Source organism: Qipengyuania sp. SM2512, assembly GCF_054954005.1.
Window position 1 is genome coordinate 724,316 of the sequence record NZ_CM143134.1, and the last position, 21,194, is coordinate 745,509.

Below are 21,194 nucleotides of genomic sequence, written 5' to 3' on the forward strand. Positions count from 1 at the left end.
AGCGCGCCAGAAAGTACCGATGGCCCGGCGATTGAAGAGTCGTTCGAGCAGGAACGACTATGCGGTGTTCCGAGCTCGCCTCAAGCGGAGCGGATGCGGTTTCTGCCTTCGGCCTTGGCGCGGTAGAGCGCTGCGTCGGCGCGGTGGATCGCGGCGATGCTGTCGGCATGGTCGCCAGTCGCGATGGCCACGCCCCCGGAGAAGGTGATCTGGCCCATCGGCTCATCGTTCTCGCGCAGCTTGAATTCGCGTTTGGCGAGATCGGCGCGGGCCTTGTCGAGCAGCGCAACGCCGGCTGCCGTGTCGCCGCCTTCCATTACGACCAGGAACTCCTCGCCGCCCCAACGGCCGACGAAGTGCGGGGCGCAGGCATTCGCGAGTGACGATGCGACCTGTTTGAGAACCCGGTCCCCCACCCCGTGGCCGTAGCGATCGTTGACGCTTTTGAAGAAGTCGATGTCGCACAATCCGACCAGACGCGTGCTTCCCTTGTTTGCGAGGCGCTGAAGGTGGCGCTCGATGGCGCGGCGGTTGCCCAGTCCGGTGAGCTGATCGCGTTGGGCATCGTCGCGGGCGGTTTCCAGCTCCTGGCGCAAGGCGGCGACTTCGCTCGCCGTGGCGTTGAGATCGATCTCGGTGGATCTGGACTGCTCGATCATCCGGGCGACGATCTGGACCGTGCGCGCTTCCTCTGCGCCGATGCTGCCCGCTTCGGCGCTCAATTCGCGCGCGAAGGCACCCGTTGCCGCTGCAGCCGAGGACGCCGCCTCGCCGAGTTTGATCGCCTGATGCCGCAGCGCATCCTGCTGTGCGCGATCCGGCCTCGCCCTCGCCCGCACCGCGCCGCTCAGGTGAAGCCGGATGATCTCGTCGGCGTCGTTCTGGCGAAGGCGAAACCCGTCGGCAGTGAACGCCTTGACCATCTGGCCGATCGGCGATTCGGGATCGGTCAGCGCAATATAGGCGAGCGTATAGTTCTCCGGAACCGGCGGAAGGTGCTGGTCGACAAGGAAAGCAAGCGCATCGCTGCCCCGTGTGTGGTCGATTTTCGACATTTGTCCCCCATACCCGGCCTGCCAGCGGCAGGGCTAGTCCGGCCCTGCCGTTTCCGGAATCACGCGAATCTGGACTGGCTCGCTGCTGACGATGCCCCATTCCGGAATGCCCGGGGCGGCACCGGCTTCTGCCACGGATGCCGCTGCACCGGTTTCCTGTGCCCCCGCAGCCGGCACGCCCGCCGCGAGCGACAAGGCGATTGCGATAGCGAAGCCCGAAGCTGCGGCAGCCGATTTGCGTGACATGCGACCCATGCGATTTCCCCCTGAATGGCCGAAGGCGTCTTCGGCCCCACGACGCACCTTCTGCGCGGCGCTTCTCCACGGCCCTTCATGTCGGGTGACGTCGGCGAGATCAACAGCAAGCGCGAAAACCGCCCTTCCCGGCGCGCACGTTCGCAAGTCAAACCTTGCAGAAAGCGGAGAACGCGCCTATCCAGAATGGGATGTTGTAACATTATGCCCCGGAGAATTCGTTTTGAAGAAATTTGCGCTGCTGGCGACCACTGTCCTTGCCAGCCCGGTACTTGCCCAGTCTGCCCCCGAGACGACTCGCGACCCGGTCCATGGCGATGAGGATCGCGTGATCATCGTAACCGCCGATTTCATCGACGAGCTCGACATTCTGGCCGGCACATCCGTCGTCACCGGCGACGATCTGCTGCGCGATCTCGAGCCGCAGATCGGGGACATTCTCGCCGACCAGCCGGGCGTCTCCGCGACCTCCTTCAGCCCCGGCGCCTCGCGTCCGGTACTCCGCGGGCTTCAGGGCGAGCGTGTCCGGGTGCTGACCGACGGGATCGGGACGCTCGACGTGTCCAACACCTCGGTCGACCATGCGGTTACGATCGATCCGCTGGTCACCGAGCGGATCGAGATCTTCCGCGGGCCCGCCGCACTGCTGTTCGGCAGCCAGGCGATCGGCGGCGCGGTCAATGCGCTCGACCGGCGGATCCCACGCGCAGTGCCCGAGAACGGCTATCACATCGACGCGATCGGCTCCTATTCCTCGGCCTATGACGGCACCAGCGGCAGCGCCGCTGCCGATGTCGCGCTGGGCGATCAATTCGTCGTCCATGTCGATGGCAGCTATCGCAAGACCGACGACGTCGAGGTCGGCGGCTATGTCCTCTCGCCGCTGCTTCGCGCCGAGCAACTGGCGGTCGCCGAGGAGGAATTCGAGGAAGGCCATCTCGAAGAGGCCGAGGAAGCGCAGGAATTCGCCGATCTGCGCGGCGTGCTGCCCAACAGCGCGACCGAGACCTACACGCTGGGTGCCGGCTTCGCGCTGATCAACGAAGGCGGCAGCCTGGGCGCCTCGGTGAGCTATTTCGACAGTCGTTACGGTGTTCCGGCGCGGCCCGGTGCCGAGCATGCGCATGGCGAAGAGGGCGAGGAGGAGCACGACGAGGAGGAGGAAGGCCACGAAGAACATGGCGAAGCTCCGGTGTCGATCGATCTCAAGCAGTATCGCGCCGATCTGCGCGGCGAGGTCTTCACCAAGGGCTTCCTCGAGAAGATCAAGTTCCGCGCCGGCTTCTCCGATTATCAGCACACCGAATTCGAAGGCGACGAGGTCGGCACGGTGTTCGAGACGCAAGGGTTCGAAACCCGCCTCGAACTGGTCCAGGCCGAGCGCAACGGATGGCGCGGCGTAACTGGCTTCCAGGCTTCGACCCGTGACTTCTCCGCGGTCGGCGCCGAAGCCTTCGTACCGCCCAATGTCACCGACCAGTACGGCGTTTTCGCGCTGCAGGAATTCGACCTCGGCCTGTTTGGCGTGGAACTGTCGGGCCGCTACGAGCGCACCGACGTGAGTTCCGACAGCGTGGCGATCGGGCTTGAGGACGATGCGGTGATCACCGCCGTCGATCGCAGCTTCAACGCCTTCTCGATCGCGGGCGGGGCCAATTACGAGATCGCTCCCGATGTGAAGCTGGGGCTCAACCTGAGCCGCGTGGAACGTGCGCCCTCGGCCGAGGAACTGTTCTCCAACGGTCCGCATATCGCGACCCAGGCTTTCGAAATCGGCAATCCGGCACTCGGCAAGGAGAGCAGTCTCGGGGTCGAAGCCTATCTGCGCGGCTCGACCGGCGCGGCGCGTTTCCAGCTGGCGGCCTATTACAGCCGGTTCGACGATTTCATCTACGAGATAGACACCGGGCTCGAAGCCGATGGCCTGCCGCTATTCCAGTTCCTGCAGTCCGATGCCGACTACTATGGCGTCGAAGCTCAGGCGGCCTACGATCTGATCGATCGCGACGGGCTGACGGTAACGGTGGACGGTGTGGCCGATTACACCAGGGCGGAAATCGAGGATGACGGCCCCGCCCCGCGGATCCCTGCGCTGCGGGTGCTGGGCGGTGTCGAAGCCAGCCAGGACGCCTTCGGCGCCCGGGTGGACGCCGAATGGGTCGCCGATCAGGATCGGACCGCATCCTTCGAAATGCCGACCGACGGCTACACCATGGTCAACGCCTCGGTATCGTGGAAACCTTTCGGCGGCCGCAACGAGACGATGCTGATCCTCTCGGGCGACAATCTGTTCGATGTCGACGCCCGCCGCCATGCCAGCTTCACCAAGGACTTCGTGCCGCTGGCCGGCCGCAACATCAAACTGTCCGCACGGCTCAGCTTCTAGGCTGCGGCGCCCCGTCACTGCCTTCCGCACGGCGCGGAGGCGGTGGCGGGGCCGCGCTTGTCCGGGCGCCCGCTCACTTCGTATTAAGACCGCGGTGGTAGATGGTCTGTCGAATCAGGTCGCAAACCGATTGGACGATGCCCGCATCGCACAGCCCATGTCCGAACCAACCAACGACACAGAAGCGCACGAAGCGCCGAACCAGCGTCGCGAGCCGCGCCACGAGGTGCAGGTCGCAGGACGCTACCGCTCGCGCGTGGGCGCTTCGCGCGACATCTGGATCAAGGATATCTCGGAGACCGGCTGCCGCTTCTTCGACAAGTTCTCGGTGCTCCCGGTCGACAGCAACATCACCTTTCGCGTCGGCACGATCGGTCCGATCCCGGCGCGGGTGCGGTGGCGCGAGAAGAGCGTGATCGGGATCCAGTTCGACACCCCGCTCCACCCCAGCGTGCTCGAACATATCGTCCGGACGATGGACGAACCCGGCGCCGGCGAATGACCCCGCTGGGGGCTCTCAGAACCCGTAGCGCAGACCCGCCCACAGCGTGCGCGGCGTGCCAAGATCGATATCCCCGCCCGAATTGCGCGTGACGATCCGCTCGTCGAACAGGTTCTCGCCGCGCAGCACCAGCGCGAAGCCGCCCGCCAGCGGGGCCTGCAGATAGGCGCCCAGCGTGGTCGCGGGGGGGAGGCGATCGGTCTCGACATCGCTCTCGAACTGCGCGCCGACGTGGCGCAGCGTCGCCGAGACCAGCCAGTCCGCCGCCGGTTCGTAGGCCAGCGACGCCGCGGCCGCCCAGCGCGGGGTCTGCGAAGGACGGTTGCCGTCGAGCGCGAGTGTCGCTCCGCTGCCCGCGACCTGCGCATCGGTGTAGGCCAGTGTCCCGTCGAAGCTCAGCCCGCCGCTCTCCAATCGCAGCCCCGCTTCGATGCCCCGCGCATCGATCGCGGGGAGGTTCTGCCGCTGGCGCAGATCGGGGCCGATGGTGACATTGGCGATCGCACCCTTCACCCGATTGTCGAACGCCGTCAGCGCGAGCTCGACACCCGCGAGGGGGGACCAGTCGATGCCTGCCTCGTAGCCCACCAGCCGCTCGTTCTCGAGCCCCGCGTTGGCCTGTGTCACAACCGGGAAGACCACGAAGGGGCGCAGCAGCTCATTGAGCGTCGGGAGGCGCAGGCCGCGATAGGCGGCTGCGCGCAGGCGCAATTGCTCGTCGAGCGCGTAGGTCGCCCCCGCTCGCCACGACAGGGTCCAGTCGGTGCGCGAAGGCGTCAGCTCTTCGGTGACCAACGCGCGGTCGGCATCGCGGGCGATGTAGAAGCCCTCGCCGATATGCGTGCGGTCGAGCCGCAGCCCTCCGGTCAGCACTAGCGCGCCGCGGGTCCAGTCGTTCTCGACGAACAGGCCGACGTCGCTGGTGGCACCGCCCGCGCGGCGGGTCTCGGTCAGCGCGCCGGTGAAGGCGCTGTAGGCGTCCTCCTGCAATTCGCCCTCGGCGCGGCGGTAGTCGACCCCGAGCCGCAGCACGTTGGCGTCGCCCACCGGGGGGCGCAGTTCGAGCTTGCCGCCGATCCCGGTGGTGGGCGTGTTGCGCTGATCGAGGACGCGGGTGAAGCGGGAGGAGCTGATGACAAGATTGGTAAAATTGCGCGTGTGAACATAGGCGAGGGCATCGATGGCCCAGGCCCCGCGGCCGACGAGGCGGAGGCTCGCGTCGGCGCCGCTGGCGCTGCTGTCGGCGCCCTCGAAGCGCAGCGTGCGCTGGTCGTCGAAGACGAGGCCCGCCGCCTGCAGCTCGAGCGTCTCGCTCAGCGGCGCGACGCCGCGCAGCGCCAGCGACCAGCTCTCGTAGCCTGCACGCGCCGAGGCGGGGACGCGTTGGTCCTCGGGTGTGGTGAAGAAGCCCGGCCCGCGGTCCCAGCGCGCCGAGGCGGTGAAGAAGCCAGCGCCCAGTTCCTGCGCCAGCAGCGCGGAGGCCTCGGTCCCGCCGCGGTCGTTGACCAGCGCGGTGGCGCCCAGCGGCGGCAGCGTCGCCGGCCCCGCGCTTTCAAGCTCGATCGTCCCCGCCAGCGCGCCCGCGCCGAAGGGCCCCGCCCCGCCGCCGCGCGTCACCCGGATGCTTTCCAGCCGCTCGGGCGCCAACGCGGTGAAGGGGACATAGCCGAAGAAGGGATCGCTCACCGGCACCCCGTCGAGCAGCACCAGCGCGCGGCTGGTCGCGTTGCCGCCCAACGCGCGCAGCGTCACGCCTTGCGCGCTGGGGTTGGAGGAGCGGCTGTCGGAGCGGCGGAACTGCTGGAACCCCGCGACCGCGCCGAGCACCTCCTCGATCCGCCCCGAGGGCGCGGAGACGATCTGCTCGCGCGAAATCTCGCGGCTGGCATAGGCGGTGACCGAGGGTGTGTCGGGCAGGCCCTCGCCGGTGACCACGATCAGTGGCGCGGTCTCCGGGGCGGTCCCCGGCTCCGCCCGCGTTTCTTCCGCCTCCGCCGACTGCGCGAAGGCGGGTCCGGCAAGACCCATGGAGGCGAGACAAAGCGCGGAAGCGGCGAGAAAATGGGCTTTCATGCCCCGCCGCTAGCGCAGACGGGTTGCATTGCGCAACGGGGCTGGCGCCGCGGCGAGCAGTGAGTTACCTTCGCTCCCGGGATTAGGAGAGCAAAGATGACCGAACAGGCCAGCCATTTCGACGTTCTGATCGTGGGCGCGGGGATTTCCGGGATCGGGATGGCCGCGCATATGACCAAGAAGGCAGCCCATGCCAGCTATGCGATCCTCGAGCGGCGCGACAATCTGGGCGGCACCTGGGACCTGTTCCGCTATCCCGGGATCCGCTCGGACAGCGACATGCACACGCTGGGGTTCGACTTCGAACCCTGGAAGCACGAGAAATCGATCGCCGATGCGCCCGCGATCCTCGACTATCTCGACCGTATCGTCGACGAGCGCGGCATCCGCCAGCACATCAGGCTGGGCCATAAGGTGATCGCCGCCGATTTCGACAGCGCCACCGCCCGCTGGACGGTGCAGGTCGAGACCGGTGCCAAAGAGAATGGGGGCGAGCACAAACGGCTCACGGCCAATTTCCTCTACCTCGGCTCGGGCTATTACGATTACGACGAGCCCTACGACCCAGGCTTCGATCTCGGCAGTTTCGAAGGCCAGGTCATCCATCCGCAGTTCTGGCCCGACGATCTCGACTATGCCGGCAAGCAGGTGGTGGTGATCGGCTCGGGCGCCACTGCGGTGACGATCACCCCTTCGATGGCGGGCAAGGCCGCCAAGGTCACCATGCTCCAGCGCACCCCGACCTGGATGTTCTCGCGCCCGGCGAAGGACCGGCTGGCCAATCTGCTGCGCAAGTTCCTGCCCGAGGAGATGGCCTACCGCCTGACCCGCTGGAAGAACATCAAGATGCAGGACATCGGCTTCAAGCGCGCGCGCACCAAGCCCGAGAAGGTCAAGGAGTTCCTCTACAAGAAGATCGAGAAGGCGCTGGGCGACAAATTCGACCGCGCCACCTTCACCCCGCCCTACGATCCGTGGGACCAGCGGCTGTGCCTGGTGCCCGACGACGATCTGTTCAATGCGATCAAGAGCGGCAAGGCCGAGATCGTCACCGGGCAGATCAAGGCCTTCGAGCAGGGCGGCGTGCGGCTGGCGGACGACCGCTTCCTGCCCGCCGATATCGTGGTCACCGCGACCGGGCTCAAGCTGGCGGTGGCGGGCAAGATCGCGGTCTCGGTCGATGGCGATAGCGTCGATTTCGCCGAGCGCTTCTACTACAAGGGGGTGATGTTCTCGAACCTGCCCAATCTGGCGGTGGTGTTCGGCTATCTCAACGCCAGCTGGACGCTGCGCGCGGATCTCAACTCCGACTATATCTGCCGGGTGCTCAATGCGATGAAGGCCAAGGGCGCCGATATCGCGGTGCCGGTGCTGGCCGAGGATCACGCACTGGTCGAGGACGACATCTTCGATTTCTCCAGCGGCTATATCCAGCGCGCCAAGCAGATCATGCCGAAGAACGCGGTGGCCTATCCCTGGCGGCTCAACCAGGAATATGTCGTCGACCGCAAGCGGATGGCGAGCGATCCGATCGAGGACGGCGTGCTCGCCCTGCGCCGCGCCGACGCCGATGCGGCACACCGGGAGGAACGGCTCGAAGCGGCGGAGTAGCCAGCGCGCCGGCTCTGGATCAGGCGGCTTTCAGCACCTCGCGGGCCTGCTCGGGCAGCCGCGCGATAACCGAGAGATAGGCGCTGGCGGTCGCATCGGGCTGACGGCGGCCCTGTTCCCAGCCCTTCAGGGTGGCCAACGGAATGCGATAGGCGCTGGCGAAAGCCTGCTGCGACAGCCCCAATTCCGCGCGAATCGCCTTCACGTCCGGCACCTCGATGGTGTGTACGCGCGCCGCCTTGCCCTTGCCCCGGGCATGCGTTGCGGCCTCTTCCATCGCCGCAATCAGGTCCTTGCCAAAGCCCGTCATCATTCGTCTCCTCGATCCGCAGCGGACTTGATGCTCGCCGCAAAGGCCGCCACCGCCCTCTTCTCATCCTGTGTCACATATGCGTCAATGACGCCTAGCGGTGAAACCGATGTTGTCGGTGGCCTCGGGCTGCACACTTTCCGAACAGTAGCCAGCGGCTTTGCTCCGGGCTAAGCCTGTCGGCATGAGCGAACGCATCTGGACCGCCGGTCTCGTCGTCATCGGAGACGAGATTCTCTCGGGTCGCACCCACGACAAGAACATCGCGCAGGTCGCGAGCTGGCTTCAGGTGCAGGGCATCCGCCTGTCCGAAGTGCGCGTGGTGCCCGATGTCACGGCGCGGATCGTGGCAGCGGTGAACGCCTTGCGCAGCGAAAACGACTATCTGTTCACCACCGGCGGGATCGGCCCGACACATGACGATATCACCGTCGATGCGGTGGCCGAGGCGCTGGGTGTGGCGGTAGTCGTCCACCCCGAGGCGCGCGCGCTGCTCAAGCGCTACTACGCCGACAAGCCCGGCGGTCTGACCGATGCGCGGCTGCGCATGGCGCGGGTTCCCGAGGGCGCCGAGCTGATCCCCAACCGCATGTCGGGCGCGCCCGGCATCAAGCTGGGCAATATCCATCTGATGGCGGGGGTGCCGCATATCACCGCCGGGATGCTCGATGCGCTCACCGGCAGCCTCGAGGGCGGCGCGGTGCTGATAACCGAGACGATCGGCTGCTGGACTGCCGAGAGCGAGGTGGCCGAAGTGCTGCGCGAGGTCGAGCAGGCGCATCCTGCCTGCCAGATCGGCAGCTATCCCTTCTTTCGCGAAGGCCGGGTCGGCGCCAATTTCGTGGTCCGTTCGACCGATGCCGATCAATTGGCGAGCTGCGTCGACAGCCTGTGCGACGGGCTCGCCACCGCGGGTTATGATTTCACCCCCGGCGGGATCTAAACACCGGGCGGGTGGCATCGAAGCTTTGCGGGGAAACCAAAGCCGGTTAGCGTAGCGGCGAAGAGGGGACGTGGCGCGTGGAATGGCTGGTCATCATCGCGCTGTGCGGCGCCGCAGCCGTTCTCTGGCATCGCCTCGCCCGCGCCGAACGCGCGCTGGTCGTGCTCGCGCGGCAGCAGGACCGGATCGACGCCGCGCTGGCCGGGCTGACGGGCGACGGAGCGGGCGACCGATCGGGCGTCGCGCCGCCCTCTGCCGAACACGCCGCTGCAGAAACCGCCGCACGGAAGGCCCGCAATCCATGGGTCTCGGTCCCCAGCGTCGCGCTGACGCGATCCGACGAAGACGCCGCCGCGCGGACCGAGGCCGTGCCCGTTTCCGAGCCGCCGGTATCCGAGCCTGAACCTGGCGACGTCCACGCGCAGGGGGCAACCGAAGCACCGCCGCGCTCCTGGCGCGAGAAACTCGATTTCGAGGATATCTTCGGGCGGCGGCTGCCGATCTGGGGCGGCGGGGTGGCGCTTGCGGTCGCGGGCGTGTTCGCGGTGCGCTATTCGATCGAGGCGGGTCTGCTGACGCCCTCGGTGCGCGTCGCGCTGGCGTTCGCGTTCGGCCTGCTGCTGCTGGCGGGGGCGGAACTCGCCTATCGCTTCGAGCGCCGCGTCGCCGATCCGCGCGTGCGCCAGGCGCTCGCGGGCGCCGGGCTGGCGACGCTCTATGCCGGGTTCTATCTCGCGGGCAGCCAGTACGGGTTGATGGGCCAGACGCTGGCCTTCGTCGGGCTGGCGCTGGTGACCGCGGGCGCGATCGCGCTGTCGTTCCGCTTCGGCCTGCCCAGCGCGGTGCTGGGGCTGGTCGGCGGGTTCGCCGCGCCCGCGCTGGTCGGCGGCGAGGAAGCGAACCTGCCGCTGCTGGCGCTCTATCTCGGCCTGGTCACCGCCGGGCTGACGCTGTCGGGGCGCAGCCAGCAGCGTCCGTGGATGGGGGCGACCGCGCTGGTCGGCGGGCTCGGCTGGGGCGCGCTGCTGCTGATCGCGGGCGATCCGGGCTTCGTCGATATTCTCGCGCTGGGGCTCTACTTCGTGGTGCTGGGCGCGGTGTTGCCCGCGCTGGCGGGGGCGACGCGGTTCGGACGGATGCTGCGGCTGGGTTCGGCCGGGCTTGCCAGCCTGCAGCTTGCGGTGCTGGTCGCGCAGGGCGGCCATGCGCCGCTCGCCTGGGGCTTCTATCTGCTGCTGGGCGCCACGCTGGCGGGGTTCGGCTGGCGGCGGCCCGAATTGCGCGAAGCCAATGGCGTGGCCGCGGCGGTGGGTATCCTGCTGCTCGCGCAATGGAGCGCGCCCGATCCCGCGCTGTTCGCGGCGGTGGGCGCCGGCCTGGCGCTGGTCTTCGCCGCGGTGCCGCTGGCGCTGGCGCTGCGCGGTCAGGCGCGAAGTTTCGACCTGTGGCAGATCGCCGGGGTCGCCCCCGCGCTGGCGCTGGTCGCCTATGGCAAGTTCGGCCAGTTCGACGCCGATCCGGTGGAGCCATGGCTGGCGCTGGCCTGCGCGCTGCTCGCGGGCTTTCCGCTGGCTGCGGCGGCGCGAATCGACCGCACGGCGGTGCCCAGCGATTTTGCGCGGCTGCTCGGGTCGGCCCTCGCGCTGGTCTATGGTGCGCTGCTGCTGCTGACGCCGGGCTGGAGCGCGCCGCTGCTGGCGCTGCCGGTGCTGGCCTTCCCGGTATGGTTGCTGCGGCGCGAGCCTAACGAGGCGCTGGCGAAACTGCTGTGGACGGGCGCGGCGGTGCTGGCGCTGGTGCTGATCGGGACGCCGCATTTCCTGCCCGAGGCGATCCGTCTGGCGGGCGGCGGCGATGTCTCGCCGCCGCTGCGAGGAGTGCTGCGCTGGGCCGCCGCCGCCGCGCCCTTCGTCGCGCTGGCGCTGCTCGAACGGCGCGATGCCTGGCGGCGCGGGGCCGAAGCGCTCGCCGCGATCCTGGTCTATGGCGCGCTGGCGCAAGTGCTCCCCGCGATTGCGCTGGCATGGTGCGCCGCCGCCCTCGCCATCGCGCTGGCCTGGCTGGCTCCCGCCCGCGTGCTCGCGCGGCTGACTCTGATCGCGGTCGCCTTGCTATGGACGCTCGACCCGCTGGGCGAATGGCTCGGCGCGGGCGCGCGGGCGCTGGTGGGCGATCCGTTCTTCGTCGGCGGCGCGCCGGGCTGGCGCGATGCGCTGGCCTATCTGCTGCCAGCCGCTGCGGCGCTGGCGGCAGTGCGGCTGCGCGCGCCGGTGCTGCCGGGTTCCCGCTGGCGCGCGGAATGGCTGGCGGCCGGATTGCTGCTGGTCGTCGCGCACACGCTCTACAAGCAGGTCTTCGCAATCGACGGTCTGGCGCGCTTCATCGTTCTCGGCATGGCGGAGCGCACGGTGTGGCAGATCGCGCTGCTGGGCGCGGCGGGACTCGCGGCGGCGGGGATCCCGCGACTGGGGGCCAGCCTGACATTGGCGCGCGGCTTCGCCCTCGCCGCGCTGGCGCATTTCGCCCTCTTCACGCTGCTCTGGCACAACCCGCTGTTCGCGCGGCAGGCGGTGGGCGCGCTGCCGCTGGCGAACTGGCTCACCGCCGGTTTCGGCGCGGGAATCGCGGCGGCATGGCTGGCGCGGCGCTGGTCGGGCGAGAGGCTGCGCCCGTGGTACGACGGCGCGATCATGGCGCTCGCCAGCGTGGGCGCGGTGGCGCTGCTGCGGCAGGCCTATGCCGGCTCGCTGCCCGCCGCCGTGCCGCTGGGCGAGACCGAGGATCTGCTGCGCTCGCTGGTGGGGATCGTGCTGGCGCTGGGCTTCCTGCTGCTGGGCAGTAGGCTGGGGCAGCGCAGCTGGCGGATCGGCTCGCTGGTGCTGATGCTCGCCGCGGTGCTCAAGGTCTTCCTGGTGGATGCCGCGGAACTGGACGGATTGCTGCGGATCGCCTCCTTCGCGGCGCTGGGGCTGAGCCTGATCGCGCTGGGGTGGTTCTACACCAGGCAATTGTCCGCCCGGCCCGCGCCGGGGGAGTAATTCCCCTCTTAACCAAATAGTGCTAGCAACCGAACCCGGGATGCTGGCTTATATTACCATAGACACCGAATATTCGTCCGGAATGGCGCGCGATCTGGGGGCCGGGTGCCGGGCGGAGAATTTCGCCTGCGCGATCTCGGGGCGGACCGAGGCGGGCGAATACGGGCTGGGCTACAAGCTCGACATGTTCACATCATGGCCACCGCGGGGTGTGTTTCGTCGATCCGATGCCCGCGCTGCTGTGGGGCGTCGCGGCGGTGGAGGATGTCGTCGGGCCGATCCTCGCGCGCGGGCACGATGTGCAATTGCATCTCCACACCGAATGGCTCGAACTGGCCGACGCCGGGCATCCGCTGCGCCGCGAACTGGGCGGCGCGACGGGGCGCAACATCAAGGATTTCACCTTTGAGCAGCAATGCGCGCTGATCGACTGGGCGCGCGAGACGCTGATGAGCGCGGGCGCGGCGGCGCCGGTGGCGTTCCGCGCGGGCAATTACGGTGCCAGCGACACCACGCTGCAGGCGCTCGCACACTGCGGGATCGGTTACGACACCAGCCACACGCCGGGGATCGCCGAGGGCGACTGCGCGATCGCGCTGGGCCCTGAGGACCGCGTGCCGCTACGCCACCAAGGCGTGACCGAGGTGCCGATCGGCTGCATCGCCACGGTGGGCGGAGGGGTGCGCCACGCGCAGATCACCGCGCTTTCGGCGCGCGAGATGGTGCGGGCGCTGCGCCATGCGCGCGATGCGGGCAAGCCGTGTTTCACGATGGTCTCGCACAGTTTCGAACTGGTCAATCGCCGCCGCGGCAAGGTCAACCGCATCGTGCGCAGCCGGTTCGAGCGGCTGTGCGGCGCGATCGCGCGGATGAAGGGCGTGCGCACCGGGACCTATGCCGCGGACCCGCCCGGGGTGGTCGCGCTAGATCCCGCAGAGACGCTCGCCCCCGCCGATGCGGTGGCGGAAACGCTGCGGATCGCCGAGCAGCTGGCCTCCAACACGCTCTACGGCTGATCCGCGCACACCTATAGTCAGCTAGAGATCGACGTCCTTCTGCGGGCGATCCTCGATATCGTGGCGCAGATCGCGCGCGCCGCGCTCGGCCTCGATCTCGTTGCTGCGGCTGGCGCGGCGGTTGCGCTGCCAGGCCCAGATCATCGCGGCAAGCAGCAGGATCGGGCCGATGACGGTGGCGGCGGCGAGTACGGGTTCCATGGTGTGTCCTTCCTGGTTTCACCCCATCAACGGTCGAGACCCGCGATTTTTCCGCAAAGGTTCCGCGCACGGCAAAAGAGCCGGAGGTTTCCCCCCGGCCCTTTGCTGTATCTTTGGCTCCCCGGGCGAACCGGAAAGCGCGGTTCCTGAAATCAGGCGCCCTCGACTTCGGCCAGATCCACCTTGAGGCCGGGGCCCATGGTCGAGGTGAGCGAGATCTTGCGGACATATTTGCCCTTCGAACCGGTCGGCTTGGCCTTGACGATGGCCTGCGTCATGGCCTCGAAATTGGCCTTGAGCGCGGCGTCGTCGAAGCTGAGCTTGCCGATCCCCGAGTGGATGATGCCCTGCTTCTCGACGCGGAACTCGATCTGGCCGCCCTTGGCGTCCTTCACGGCCTGTTCCACATTGGGCGTAACCGTGCCCAGCTTGGGGTTGGGCATCAGGCCCTTGGGACCGAGCAGCTTGCCGAGCCGGCCGACCACACCCATCATGTCGGGGGTGGCGATGACGCGGTCGTAGTCGAGATTGCCGTTCTGCATGTCTTCCATGAGATCCTCGGCACCGACCTTGTCGGCACCCGCGGCGGTAGCCTTGTCGGCATTGTCGCCGCGCGCGAAGACCGCGACGCGGACGTCCTTGCCGGTGCCCGAGGGCAGCGAGACCATGCCGCGGACCATCTGGTCGGCGTGGCGCGGATCGACACCGAGGTTCATCGCGACCTCGACGGTCTCGTCGAACTTCTTGGAGCCGTATTCGCGCAAGGTCGCGAGCGCCTCGTCGAACTTGTACAGCTTCTCGTTGTCGAGCTCGGCGAGCGTCTTCTGGCGTTTCGTCAGCTTTACCATGATCAGCCCTCCACCACTTCGAGGCCCATCGAACGGGCGCTGCCGCTGATGATCTTGATGGCCTGGTCGATATCGTTCGCGTTGAGGTCGGCCATCTTCATCTCGGCCACTTCCTTGACCTGGCTCATCTTGATGGTCCCGGCGGCAACCTTGCCCGGCTCCTTGGAACCCGACTTGAGCTTGGCGGCCTTCTTCAGCAGGAAGCTGGCGGGCGGGGTCTTGGTGACGAAGGTGAAGCTGCGATCCGCATAGACCGTGATCTTGGTCGGGATCGGGGCGTTCTTCTCGAGCTCCTGCGTGGCCGCGTTGAAGGCCTTGCAGAATTCCATGATGTTGACGCCGCGCTGACCCAGCGCGGGGCCGATCGGCGGGCTGGGATTGGCGGCGCCGGCGGGCACCTGCAGGTTGATGTAACCTGTAATCTTCTTGGCCATTATGGCCTCCTGTTCTCACTGTCGCCCGAGTCGCTAGACTGCAGGCTCATGGTAAGCGGTTGAGCGATCCGGCTGACCGGACCTCCCGCGGATTCCCGAACTGTTGCTTGGGAGGCGCGCCGATAGCGGGGAACGGGGGGATTTGCAAGGGTGGGACCAGACGCCATCTCAATTGCCCTAACGGAATGATACGCCTAAACCGAGGCTTACCAACAACACATAAATTGGCCTGCAAATGGACATCGACAATCGAGCCCATGACGAAACAAGGCGAATGCTCGCGCTCGTCGGTGAGGCCATTAGCGAATGGAGTTTCGTTGAACTTTCCCTCTGCAATCTTTTTACCATTTGCATTACCCCCTGCGCAGCGGCCTCCGACGCCGACAAAGGAATATCATTTGTAGATTCTGAGGTGCCGACAGCGATTTTCTATTCGATTGAGAATTTCCGCGCCAAATTGCGGATGCTCGACAGAGCCTTATGCACTCGGATTTCAGAGAGGGCGTCATGGGCCAAAGACATCCGCGATGAATGGTCGCTGCTCAGTGAGAAAGTTCGAAAACTCTCTCTCAAGCGGAACAAGCTGGCGCATTGGACTGTGACGCCAGCATACTATGACGAGGGTATCGAAAATAGTTCTCGCTTGATGCCTCCTTACGGCAGTCCGGGCTGGTGGTCAGAAACTGGCTCAAAGCCGGACGGCCAACATCTCGAACTCAAAGAGGTCGACGACATCATCAAAGCGTTCTCATTGATAGATGAGAAAGTTCGAGAATTCTATCAACGGCTTGCCCGCCATCCCGAATTGATGGAAAAATTTGATGTGCTCACCGTGCGACTAATCCGCGCACATGATCGACGATCGCCCGCTAGAGGAGCCCGAATTAGAGGCGGGATCGCAGCAGATGTCGATTTCTAGATTAGCCCGAGAACCTAGGAAAAGCTTCTCATGATTAAGTTAGGTCCAGAGGCAGGCCGGTTTCATTAGGTAATCCCCGCGACCTGTGCCATAAGGCTCGGGCAGAAGTCGAAAGTTGCGACACTCCGAAGTTGACGACCGCCGCATGCTCGCAAGAGCCCCGGCGTAAACCAGGCGACGATTCCCTTTCATCTGACGACCAGACGCACGGCCCGATCGGCACTTCCGCCGCCCGGGCAAACCAAGGTTTCTGAAAGGAATCACCCATGGCCAAATCCGGCACCGTCAAATTCTTCAACGCCGACAAGGGCTACGGTTTCATCCAGCCCGACGACGGCTCCGCCGACAGCTTCGTTCACATCTCGGCCGTCCAGGCTGCCGGCATGCAGACGCTCGACAAAGAGCAGCGTCTGAACTTCGACGTCGAGCAGGGCCGTAACGGCAAGGAAAGCGCCGTGAACCTCTCGCCTGCCGATTGATTTGCGACACCGCCTGCGCGCCGCATCCGCTTTTGCGGGTGCGGCGCGCGGCATATTTGCGGACCGTTCAGCCTGGCTGACGTCCGACACCCGCCGCCCCCCTTCCAGCCCCCTTGCTAGCCGGAGCCCGACGCGATGAGCCAGACCTTCGAATTCTATCACGCCCGCGCCGAGGAATCCGCCACCGAAGCCGAAGCCGCGCAGCTGGACAATGTCCGCGACCGCGCGCTGCGCTCCGAAGCCACCTGGCGCGGCCTTGCCGAACAGGCGCGCAAGGTCGCCGAAGACCGGGTCAAGGCCGAGCACGAACGCTCCGTCAAACGCGCCGCCGAAGCGGAGGCGGTCGAGGAACGCGCTGCAGAGGCGCGCGATCTCGAAACCGCGCTCGAGAACCAGACCGCGCACTAAGAGACCGCGCATTGAGCGGCTGGCGGTGCATTCCGGGATGACCTGGACCCGCCTCCCGCCTATTGTGCCCTTCGGCCCCCAGCGCCCTCCCCGCGCCGCGCCCGCGCCGACCAATAGGTAGAAAACCCTACTATCGCGGCATTTCGCGATCGTCTAAACTGCGCAGCAGTTTGAACAAAGACATGATCGGTGCCCGCATGGCCGCCGGTACGGGAGCGATCGCACGCTTCCGGAGGGGACGCGAATGACCGGGTTTTCCGATATCTGGCAATATATGCCCCATGGCATGTGCCTGCTGTGGCAGCCGTGGCTGGTGGTGCTGTGGGCCGGTTCGGACCTGCTGATCTTTTTGTCCTATTTCGCGATCCCGGTCGCGCTGCTCACCGTGCTCAGGCGCCGCAAGGACGTGCCGCACCGCGGGCTGGTGCTGCTGTTCGCCTCCTTCATCCTGCTGTGCGGGATCACCCATGCGCTCTCGATCGTGACGCTGTGGATCCCGATCTACCCGCAGCTGGGGGTGGTCAAGCTGGCCACCGGCGTGGTCTCCTGCATCACCGCGGTGGTGCTGTTCCGGATGATCCCGACGCTGGCCGCGCTGCCCTCGCCCGCCGACATGGCCGAGGCCAACGAGCGGCTGCGCGGCGAGGTCGAGGCGCACAAGACCACCCTCGCCTCGCTCGAGACCACGCCTGCCTCGCTCGAGACGACGGTCGAGGCGCGCACCGCCGAACTCAGCCGGGTCAACGCCACGCTGGCGGTGCAGGCGCGCGAGGCGGTCCACCGCAGCGGTAATCTGCTCGCGGTGGTCACCTCGATCGCGCAGCAAAGCGCGCGGTCGGCGCAGAGCAAGGAGGAGTTCCTCGAGGCGCTGCTGGGCCGCATCGTGGCGCTGGCCGATGCCACCCGCACGGTGATGGAGGCGGGCGAGCGGCCGGCGAGCGATGTCGAGACGGTGGTGCGCACCCAGCTCGAGAAGCTGCTCCCAAACATCCGCGAGCGCGTGACGATCGCCGGGCCCGCGGTGGCGATCGGCTCCGAAGCGGCGCAGCAATTGAGCCTGGCGCTGCACGAGCTGGCGACCAATGCGCAGAAATACAGCCTCGGCCTGGTGGACGAAGCCAGCGTGGATATTTCCTGGTCGGTGGTGGAGCCGGTGCCGGCCGGGCATGGCCACGGCGCGCACCCCGCGGCGGGCAGCTTCCAGCTGACCTGGCAGGAGCGCGGCGCCAGCTCCACCAGCGATGCGGCGTCGCAGGTGCGCGGCTTCGGGACCAAGCTGCTGACGCGGGTGATCCCGACCATGCTGCGCGGCAGCGCGCAGCGCGAGTTCACTGCAGAAGGGCTGTTCTACCGGATCGAGGCGCCGCTGACCGCGATCCGCCCCGACCCCGCCCAGAGCGGCGATACGGGCAACGCAGCCGAGATCGTCGACCGCACTTTTGGATTGTAGGGCCGGATTGTAGGACTGCCGGATGCGGCGAGGGAGCAGGCCGGCCGGCGTGGCCGGCCGCTCCGTCGCCGGAATGCTTACTTGCTCAGTTCGACCTGCTCGAAATCGAGCTCCACCGGGGTGGCGCGGCCGAAGATCGAGACGCCGACCTTGACCTTCTGCTTGTCGAAATCAAGCTCCTCGACCAGCCCGTTGAAGCTGGCGAAGGGGCCGTCGAGCACCTTGACCTGGTCGCCGATCTCGTAATCGACCGAGATCTGCTGCTTGGGCGCGGACTTGGCTTCCTCGACCCCGCCGAAATAGCGCGCCGCCTCTTTTTCCGAGATCGGCTGCGGCTTGTTGTCATTGCCCAGGAAGCCGGTGACCTTGGGGGTGTTCTTGACGAGGTGATAGACGTCGTCGGTCATCTGCAGCTTGGCGAGCACGTAGCCGGGCATGAACTTGCGCTCGGTCTGGACCTTCTTGCCGCGCTTGACCTCGGTGATGGTCTCGGTGGGGACCTGGACGTCCTCGACCCCGTCGGACAGGCCGAGCCGTTCCGCTTCCGAAAGGATCGAATCGCGAACCTTGTTCTCGAAGCCCGAATAAACGTGGATGATGTACCAGCGTGCCATGGATTACCTTGTCGAAGAGTGACCTGTCGCGTGCCGGAGCGGCGATGGAGGGAAAAGGGCGCTCAGCCCAGCGTCAGCAGCCAGGCGACCACGGCGCCGAAAACGGAATCGACCCCGAGGAAGAAGAGCGAGAGGACGATCACCATGATGAACACGAAGATCGCCGTGCGCACGGTCTCTTCGCGCGTCGGCCACACGACCTTGCTGGTTTCCGCGCGAACCTGGTTCACGAATTCTGCCGGCGATGTCTTCTTGGTCTTCTCGGCCATCCGGGACGCCCTCATCTGCAATCGGAACTGTTCGCCTTCCGGGATGGGGGGAGCGCCGCCCCGTTTCAAGTCGGGAGGGGCTGAACCGTGCCATCGATGTCGGAAGACGTCTGGCATCTAGGGCCATGCGCCGGCGATTGCAAGCGCGCCGCAGCGCGCCGCGGGAAAGCGCGAGTTTGGGGGTGGTTTTTACGCCGGTGCGGCGATAGCGTGCCGCGCTTCGAACAATGGCCCGGGAGCAGGGGGCCGAACATGGGGGTGCCTTGATGGCCGCAAGCGATACCGGGTCGTTCTCTTTGATCGACCGCGTCACCAATATTTCCGACTTCATCTGGGGCGGCACCTGGAACGGGGTCGAGGTCATCCCCTTCCCGCCGATGACGCTGGTCCTGCTCGGGATCGGGCTGTGGATCATGATCGGCCTGCGGTTCTACCCCATCGTCAAGCTGGGCAGCGCCTTCGCGGGGCTGTTCCGCGGCCGCAAGAGCGCGGGCGCGGGCGAGATCTCGCCCTTCGCCGCGCTCTCGACCGCGCTGTCGGGCCAGGTCGGCACCGGCAATCTCGCGGGCGTTGCCACCGCGATCGCGCTGGGCGGTCCGGGCGCGATCTTCTGGATGTGGGTGACCGCGATCTTCGGCATGGCGCTGGGCTTTGCGGAAGGCGCGCTGGCGATCCGCTACCGCGAGAAGACCTCCGACGGGGTCTATCGCGGCGGGCCGATGACCTACATCATGATGGGACTGGGCCCCAAATGGACCTGGCTCGCGATCCTGTTCTGCCTCGGCACGCTGTTCAGCGCGCTGGTGACGGGCAATTCGATCCAGGCCAACGAGGTCGCCAGCGGGCTCAACGAGCTGTTCGGCTGGGAGCGCTGGCTGGGCGGACTGGTGATCGCCATCGCGGTGTTCGTGGTGATCATCGGCGGGATCAAGTCGATCGGCAAGGTCGCCGAGAGCGTCGTGCCCTTCATGGCCGCGGCCTATATCGTGATGGCGGTGATCGCGCTGATCCTCAATTTCGGCGATCTGCCCGAGACCTTCGGGCGGATCTTCTACGGCGCCTTCAACCTCCAGAGCGCCAGCGGCGGCTTTGCCGGGGCGATGATCATCATCGCCATCCGCGCAGGCGTGGCGCGCGGGCTGTTCTCCAACGAGAGCGGCCAGGGTTCCACCCCGATCGCGCACGCGGTGGCGCAGACCGACGATCCCGAGCAGCAGGGCCGCATGGCGATGCTCGGCACCTTCATCGACACGATGGTGATCTGCACCATGACCGCGCTGGTTATCCTCACCGTGCAGGGCGACTTCACCTATCAGGGCCAGGCGGTCGCGCATGTCTGGCAATCCGATCTGGGGACCACCGCGCAAAGCGGCTTCGTCACCACCTCGGGCGCCTTCGCCGCGGCCTTCCCCTTCGAGATCGCCTCGATCCCGCTGGGCACGCTGATCGCCTCGGTGGCGCTGATCCTGTTCGTCTTCACCACGCTCCTGACCTGGAGCTATTACGGCGAGCGGGCGATCACCTTCCTCTACGACCGCGTTCCCGGTTCGACCCGCCGCGGCGAGAAGATGCTCCACATCGGCTGGCGGGTGATCTGGTGCATCGCGATCTACATCGGCGCGACCCAGCCCTCGCAGCTGGTCTGGCGGCTGGGCGACATTTCCAACGCGGCGATGGCGCTGCCCAACCTGCTGGCGCTGGCGCTGCTCTCGGGCGTGGTGTTCAAGCTCTCGCGCGGCGATCGCACCGCGGGCAAGGACTTCCACAAGGATACGCCGGAAGAACCCGAGGAATACTGATCCGCGCACCGCGCGCGGGCGCATAGAAAAAGGGGCCGGAAGCACTGCGCTTCCGGCCCCTTTTGCATCGGCTTGCAGCGGCAAACCGAAGTCGTGCTCAGCGCGCGCCGAACAGCCGCTCGAGGAAGCCGGGCGGGTGCATCGGCTGGATCCGGCCATGGGTCTGGCGCCGCACGCTGGTGTCCCCGGTGCCCTTGGGCACGGTCCAGCGATCGGGGCTGCTGCTGCGGAAGGACAATCTCGACATGGGTGCTTCCTCTTCAAACCTATTACTGCGGCCCGGCCTCTCTCAACCGGCGAATCGCAGCCGGGTTCCCCGAGCGAACGCGCGGCCGATCCGATGCGCCCGCGGAAACGGCGCGGGGAATTACGGGAGACGAATCACGCGGTGCATGCGCCAGGCGGAATCGGGAGAGGGTCGGGAGGAAATGGCAGGGGTGTGCGGACTCGAACCGCAGGCCCTCGGTTTTGGAGACCGATGCTCTACCAACTGAGCTACACCCCTGCAGCCGGTCGCGGCCCGTAACCCTAGCGGCGCGCGAAGGCAAGGCAATGGTTTTGCGGGCGCGCTTTTGGGCGGGCTT

21 protein-coding genes and 1 tRNA gene are annotated in these 21,194 nt (G+C 66.9%); 11 read left to right on the plus strand and 11 right to left on the minus strand.

Translation table 11 applies throughout. The features are described 5' to 3' along the window. Positions 1–80 precede the first annotated feature (80 nt). Together ACQ5J0_RS03720 and ACQ5J0_RS03725 are read right to left on the minus strand one after the other, a co-directional pair. Positions 81–1,055: a GGDEF domain-containing protein gene (locus tag ACQ5J0_RS03720; RefSeq protein ID WP_462569176.1), complete on the minus strand. Its 975-nt coding sequence runs from the start codon at positions 1,053–1,055 to the stop codon at positions 81–83. 33 nt (positions 1,056–1,088) lie between these two features. Further along, positions 1,089–1,301 carry a hypothetical protein gene (locus tag ACQ5J0_RS03725; RefSeq protein ID WP_462569177.1) on the minus strand — a complete coding sequence of 71 codons (213 nt, stop codon included), beginning with the start codon at positions 1,299–1,301 and terminating at the stop codon, positions 1,089–1,091. Between the two features lie 232 nt (positions 1,302–1,533). Here ACQ5J0_RS03725 and ACQ5J0_RS03730 point away from each other — a divergent pair, with 232 nt between their 5' ends. Then, complete coding sequence (locus ACQ5J0_RS03730) at positions 1,534–3,696, plus strand: TonB-dependent receptor (RefSeq protein ID WP_462569178.1); 2,163 nt, start codon at positions 1,534–1,536, stop codon at positions 3,694–3,696. A 157-nt stretch (positions 3,697–3,853) separates the two neighbouring features. After that, positions 3,854–4,198 carry a PilZ domain-containing protein gene (locus tag ACQ5J0_RS03735; protein WP_462569179.1) on the plus strand — a complete coding sequence of 115 codons (345 nt, stop codon included), beginning with the start codon at positions 3,854–3,856 and terminating at the stop codon, positions 4,196–4,198. A gap of 15 nt (positions 4,199–4,213) precedes the next feature. Here ACQ5J0_RS03735 and ACQ5J0_RS03740 read toward each other — a convergent pair whose 3' ends face one another. Then, positions 4,214–6,271, minus strand: a complete 2,058-nt coding sequence (locus tag ACQ5J0_RS03740) for a TonB-dependent receptor (RefSeq protein WP_462569180.1) — start codon at positions 6,269–6,271, stop codon at positions 4,214–4,216. A 96-nt stretch (positions 6,272–6,367) separates the two neighbouring features. On the opposite strand from ACQ5J0_RS03740, the gene ACQ5J0_RS03745 reads away from it, so the two are divergent. After that, a complete protein-coding gene (locus tag ACQ5J0_RS03745) occupies positions 6,368–7,882 on the plus strand; it encodes a flavin-containing monooxygenase (protein ID WP_462569181.1) in 1,515 nt (504 codons plus the stop codon). A gap of 19 nt (positions 7,883–7,901) precedes the next feature. On the opposite strand, the gene nadS is transcribed toward ACQ5J0_RS03745, so the two are convergent. After that, positions 7,902–8,192, minus strand: a complete 291-nt coding sequence (nadS, locus tag ACQ5J0_RS03750) for a NadS family protein (protein WP_462569182.1) — start codon at positions 8,190–8,192, stop codon at positions 7,902–7,904. A 184-nt stretch (positions 8,193–8,376) separates the two neighbouring features. Between nadS and ACQ5J0_RS03755 the strand changes: the two genes are divergently transcribed. The 3 genes from ACQ5J0_RS03755 (at position 8,377) to ACQ5J0_RS03765 (ending at position 13,189) form a co-directional block, all read left to right on the plus strand. Further along, positions 8,377–9,135: a competence/damage-inducible protein A gene (locus tag ACQ5J0_RS03755; RefSeq protein WP_462569183.1), complete on the plus strand. Its 759-nt coding sequence runs from the start codon at positions 8,377–8,379 to the stop codon at positions 9,133–9,135. A 77-nt stretch (positions 9,136–9,212) separates the two neighbouring features. Further along, positions 9,213–12,173 carry a DUF2339 domain-containing protein gene (locus ACQ5J0_RS03760; protein ID WP_462569184.1) on the plus strand — a complete coding sequence of 987 codons (2,961 nt, stop codon included), beginning with the start codon at positions 9,213–9,215 and terminating at the stop codon, positions 12,171–12,173. A 227-nt stretch (positions 12,174–12,400) separates the two neighbouring features. Continuing rightward, positions 12,401–13,189: a polysaccharide deacetylase family protein gene (locus ACQ5J0_RS03765; RefSeq protein ID WP_462569185.1), complete on the plus strand. Its 789-nt coding sequence runs from the start codon at positions 12,401–12,403 to the stop codon at positions 13,187–13,189. 21 nt (positions 13,190–13,210) lie between these two features. Here the strand turns inward: ACQ5J0_RS03765 and ACQ5J0_RS03770 are convergent, their stop codons facing one another. From ACQ5J0_RS03770 to rplK, 3 genes are all read right to left on the minus strand, one after another. Beyond that, on the minus strand, positions 13,211–13,390 hold the full coding sequence (locus ACQ5J0_RS03770) for a hypothetical protein (protein ID WP_305928567.1): 180 nt from the start codon (positions 13,388–13,390) through the stop codon (positions 13,211–13,213). A 152-nt stretch (positions 13,391–13,542) separates the two neighbouring features. Next, positions 13,543–14,238 (minus strand): 50S ribosomal protein L1, encoded by a 696-nt coding sequence (gene rplA, locus ACQ5J0_RS03775; protein ID WP_462569186.1) that lies wholly within the window; start codon positions 14,236–14,238, stop codon positions 13,543–13,545. Positions 14,239–14,240: 2 nt separating this feature from the next. Further along, entirely contained in the window at positions 14,241–14,672 is a 432-nt protein-coding gene (rplK, locus tag ACQ5J0_RS03780) for a 50S ribosomal protein L11 (RefSeq protein ID WP_462569187.1), read from the minus strand. A gap of 274 nt (positions 14,673–14,946) precedes the next feature. On the opposite strand from rplK, the gene ACQ5J0_RS03785 reads away from it, so the two are divergent. The 4 genes from ACQ5J0_RS03785 (at position 14,947) to ACQ5J0_RS03800 (ending at position 17,928) form a co-directional block, all read left to right on the plus strand. Then, positions 14,947–15,591 carry a hypothetical protein gene (locus tag ACQ5J0_RS03785; protein WP_462569188.1) on the plus strand — a complete coding sequence of 215 codons (645 nt, stop codon included), beginning with the start codon at positions 14,947–14,949 and terminating at the stop codon, positions 15,589–15,591. A 266-nt stretch (positions 15,592–15,857) separates the two neighbouring features. Then, positions 15,858–16,070: a cold-shock protein gene (locus ACQ5J0_RS03790; RefSeq protein WP_462569189.1), complete on the plus strand. Its 213-nt coding sequence runs from the start codon at positions 15,858–15,860 to the stop codon at positions 16,068–16,070. A 135-nt stretch (positions 16,071–16,205) separates the two neighbouring features. Then, the gene (locus ACQ5J0_RS03795) at positions 16,206–16,478 is read left to right on the plus strand and encodes a hypothetical protein (RefSeq protein WP_462569190.1); all 273 of its coding nucleotides are present in this window, start codon (positions 16,206–16,208) and stop codon (positions 16,476–16,478) included. A gap of 244 nt (positions 16,479–16,722) precedes the next feature. Beyond that, positions 16,723–17,928 carry an HWE histidine kinase domain-containing protein gene (locus ACQ5J0_RS03800; protein ID WP_462569191.1) on the plus strand — a complete coding sequence of 402 codons (1,206 nt, stop codon included), beginning with the start codon at positions 16,723–16,725 and terminating at the stop codon, positions 17,926–17,928. 77 nt (positions 17,929–18,005) lie between these two features. Here ACQ5J0_RS03800 and nusG read toward each other — a convergent pair whose 3' ends face one another. After that, positions 18,006–18,542, minus strand: coding sequence for a transcription termination/antitermination protein NusG (gene nusG, locus ACQ5J0_RS03805; RefSeq protein ID WP_462569192.1), 537 nt, complete (start codon positions 18,540–18,542; stop codon positions 18,006–18,008). Between the two features lie 62 nt (positions 18,543–18,604). Then, positions 18,605–18,811 carry a preprotein translocase subunit SecE gene (gene secE, locus ACQ5J0_RS03810; RefSeq protein WP_462569193.1) on the minus strand — a complete coding sequence of 69 codons (207 nt, stop codon included), beginning with the start codon at positions 18,809–18,811 and terminating at the stop codon, positions 18,605–18,607. 266 nt (positions 18,812–19,077) lie between these two features. Between secE and ACQ5J0_RS03815 the strand changes: the two genes are divergently transcribed. Then, positions 19,078–20,610, plus strand: a complete 1,533-nt coding sequence (locus tag ACQ5J0_RS03815; protein ID WP_462569194.1) for an alanine/glycine:cation symporter family protein — start codon at positions 19,078–19,080, stop codon at positions 20,608–20,610. Positions 20,611–20,707: 97 nt separating this feature from the next. Here ACQ5J0_RS03815 and ACQ5J0_RS03820 read toward each other — a convergent pair whose 3' ends face one another. Next, positions 20,708–20,857, minus strand: coding sequence for a hypothetical protein (locus ACQ5J0_RS03820; RefSeq protein ID WP_462569195.1), 150 nt, complete (start codon positions 20,855–20,857; stop codon positions 20,708–20,710). A 182-nt stretch (positions 20,858–21,039) separates the two neighbouring features. Beyond that, positions 21,040–21,115 (minus strand) — tRNA-Trp (locus ACQ5J0_RS03825). Between the last annotated feature and the right edge of the window lie 79 nt (positions 21,116–21,194).

What these genes read in the sequence shown, in the direction of transcription:
- ACQ5J0_RS03725 (WP_462569177.1), bottom strand. Translation starts at nt 1,301, where the DNA reads ATGTCACGCAAATCGGCTGCCGCAGCTTCGGGCTTCGCTATCGCAATC.
- ACQ5J0_RS03790 (WP_462569189.1), top strand. Translation starts at nt 15,858, where the DNA reads ATGGCCAAATCCGGCACCGTCAAATTCTTCAACGCCGACAAGGGCTAC.
- ACQ5J0_RS03795 (WP_462569190.1), top strand. Translation starts at nt 16,206, where the DNA reads ATGAGCCAGACCTTCGAATTCTATCACGCCCGCGCCGAGGAATCCGCC.
- ACQ5J0_RS03745 (WP_462569181.1), top strand. Translation starts at nt 6,368, where the DNA reads ATGACCGAACAGGCCAGCCATTTCGACGTTCTGATCGTGGGCGCGGGG.
- rplK (WP_462569187.1), bottom strand. Translation starts at nt 14,672, where the DNA reads ATGGCCAAGAAGATTACAGGTTACATCAACCTGCAGGTGCCCGCCGGC.
- ACQ5J0_RS03755 (WP_462569183.1), top strand. Translation starts at nt 8,377, where the DNA reads ATGAGCGAACGCATCTGGACCGCCGGTCTCGTCGTCATCGGAGACGAG.
- nadS (WP_462569182.1), bottom strand. Translation starts at nt 8,192, where the DNA reads ATGACGGGCTTTGGCAAGGACCTGATTGCGGCGATGGAAGAGGCCGCA.
- ACQ5J0_RS03735 (WP_462569179.1), top strand. Translation starts at nt 3,854, where the DNA reads ATGTCCGAACCAACCAACGACACAGAAGCGCACGAAGCGCCGAACCAG.
- ACQ5J0_RS03820 (WP_462569195.1), bottom strand. Translation starts at nt 20,857, where the DNA reads ATGTCGAGATTGTCCTTCCGCAGCAGCAGCCCCGATCGCTGGACCGTG.
- ACQ5J0_RS03720 (WP_462569176.1), bottom strand. Translation starts at nt 1,055, where the DNA reads ATGTCGAAAATCGACCACACACGGGGCAGCGATGCGCTTGCTTTCCTT.
- secE (WP_462569193.1), bottom strand. Translation starts at nt 18,811, where the DNA reads ATGGCCGAGAAGACCAAGAAGACATCGCCGGCAGAATTCGTGAACCAG.
- ACQ5J0_RS03765 (WP_462569185.1), top strand. Translation starts at nt 12,401, where the DNA reads ATGCCCGCGCTGCTGTGGGGCGTCGCGGCGGTGGAGGATGTCGTCGGG.
- ACQ5J0_RS03785 (WP_462569188.1), top strand. Translation starts at nt 14,947, where the DNA reads ATGCTCGCGCTCGTCGGTGAGGCCATTAGCGAATGGAGTTTCGTTGAA.
- ACQ5J0_RS03770 (WP_305928567.1), bottom strand. Translation starts at nt 13,390, where the DNA reads ATGGAACCCGTACTCGCCGCCGCCACCGTCATCGGCCCGATCCTGCTG.
- ACQ5J0_RS03800 (WP_462569191.1), top strand. Translation starts at nt 16,723, where the DNA reads ATGACCGGGTTTTCCGATATCTGGCAATATATGCCCCATGGCATGTGC.
- nusG (WP_462569192.1), bottom strand. Translation starts at nt 18,542, where the DNA reads ATGGCACGCTGGTACATCATCCACGTTTATTCGGGCTTCGAGAACAAG.
- ACQ5J0_RS03815 (WP_462569194.1), top strand. Translation starts at nt 19,078, where the DNA reads ATGGCCGCAAGCGATACCGGGTCGTTCTCTTTGATCGACCGCGTCACC.
- ACQ5J0_RS03740 (WP_462569180.1), bottom strand. Translation starts at nt 6,271, where the DNA reads ATGAAAGCCCATTTTCTCGCCGCTTCCGCGCTTTGTCTCGCCTCCATG.
- rplA (WP_462569186.1), bottom strand. Translation starts at nt 14,238, where the DNA reads ATGGTAAAGCTGACGAAACGCCAGAAGACGCTCGCCGAGCTCGACAAC.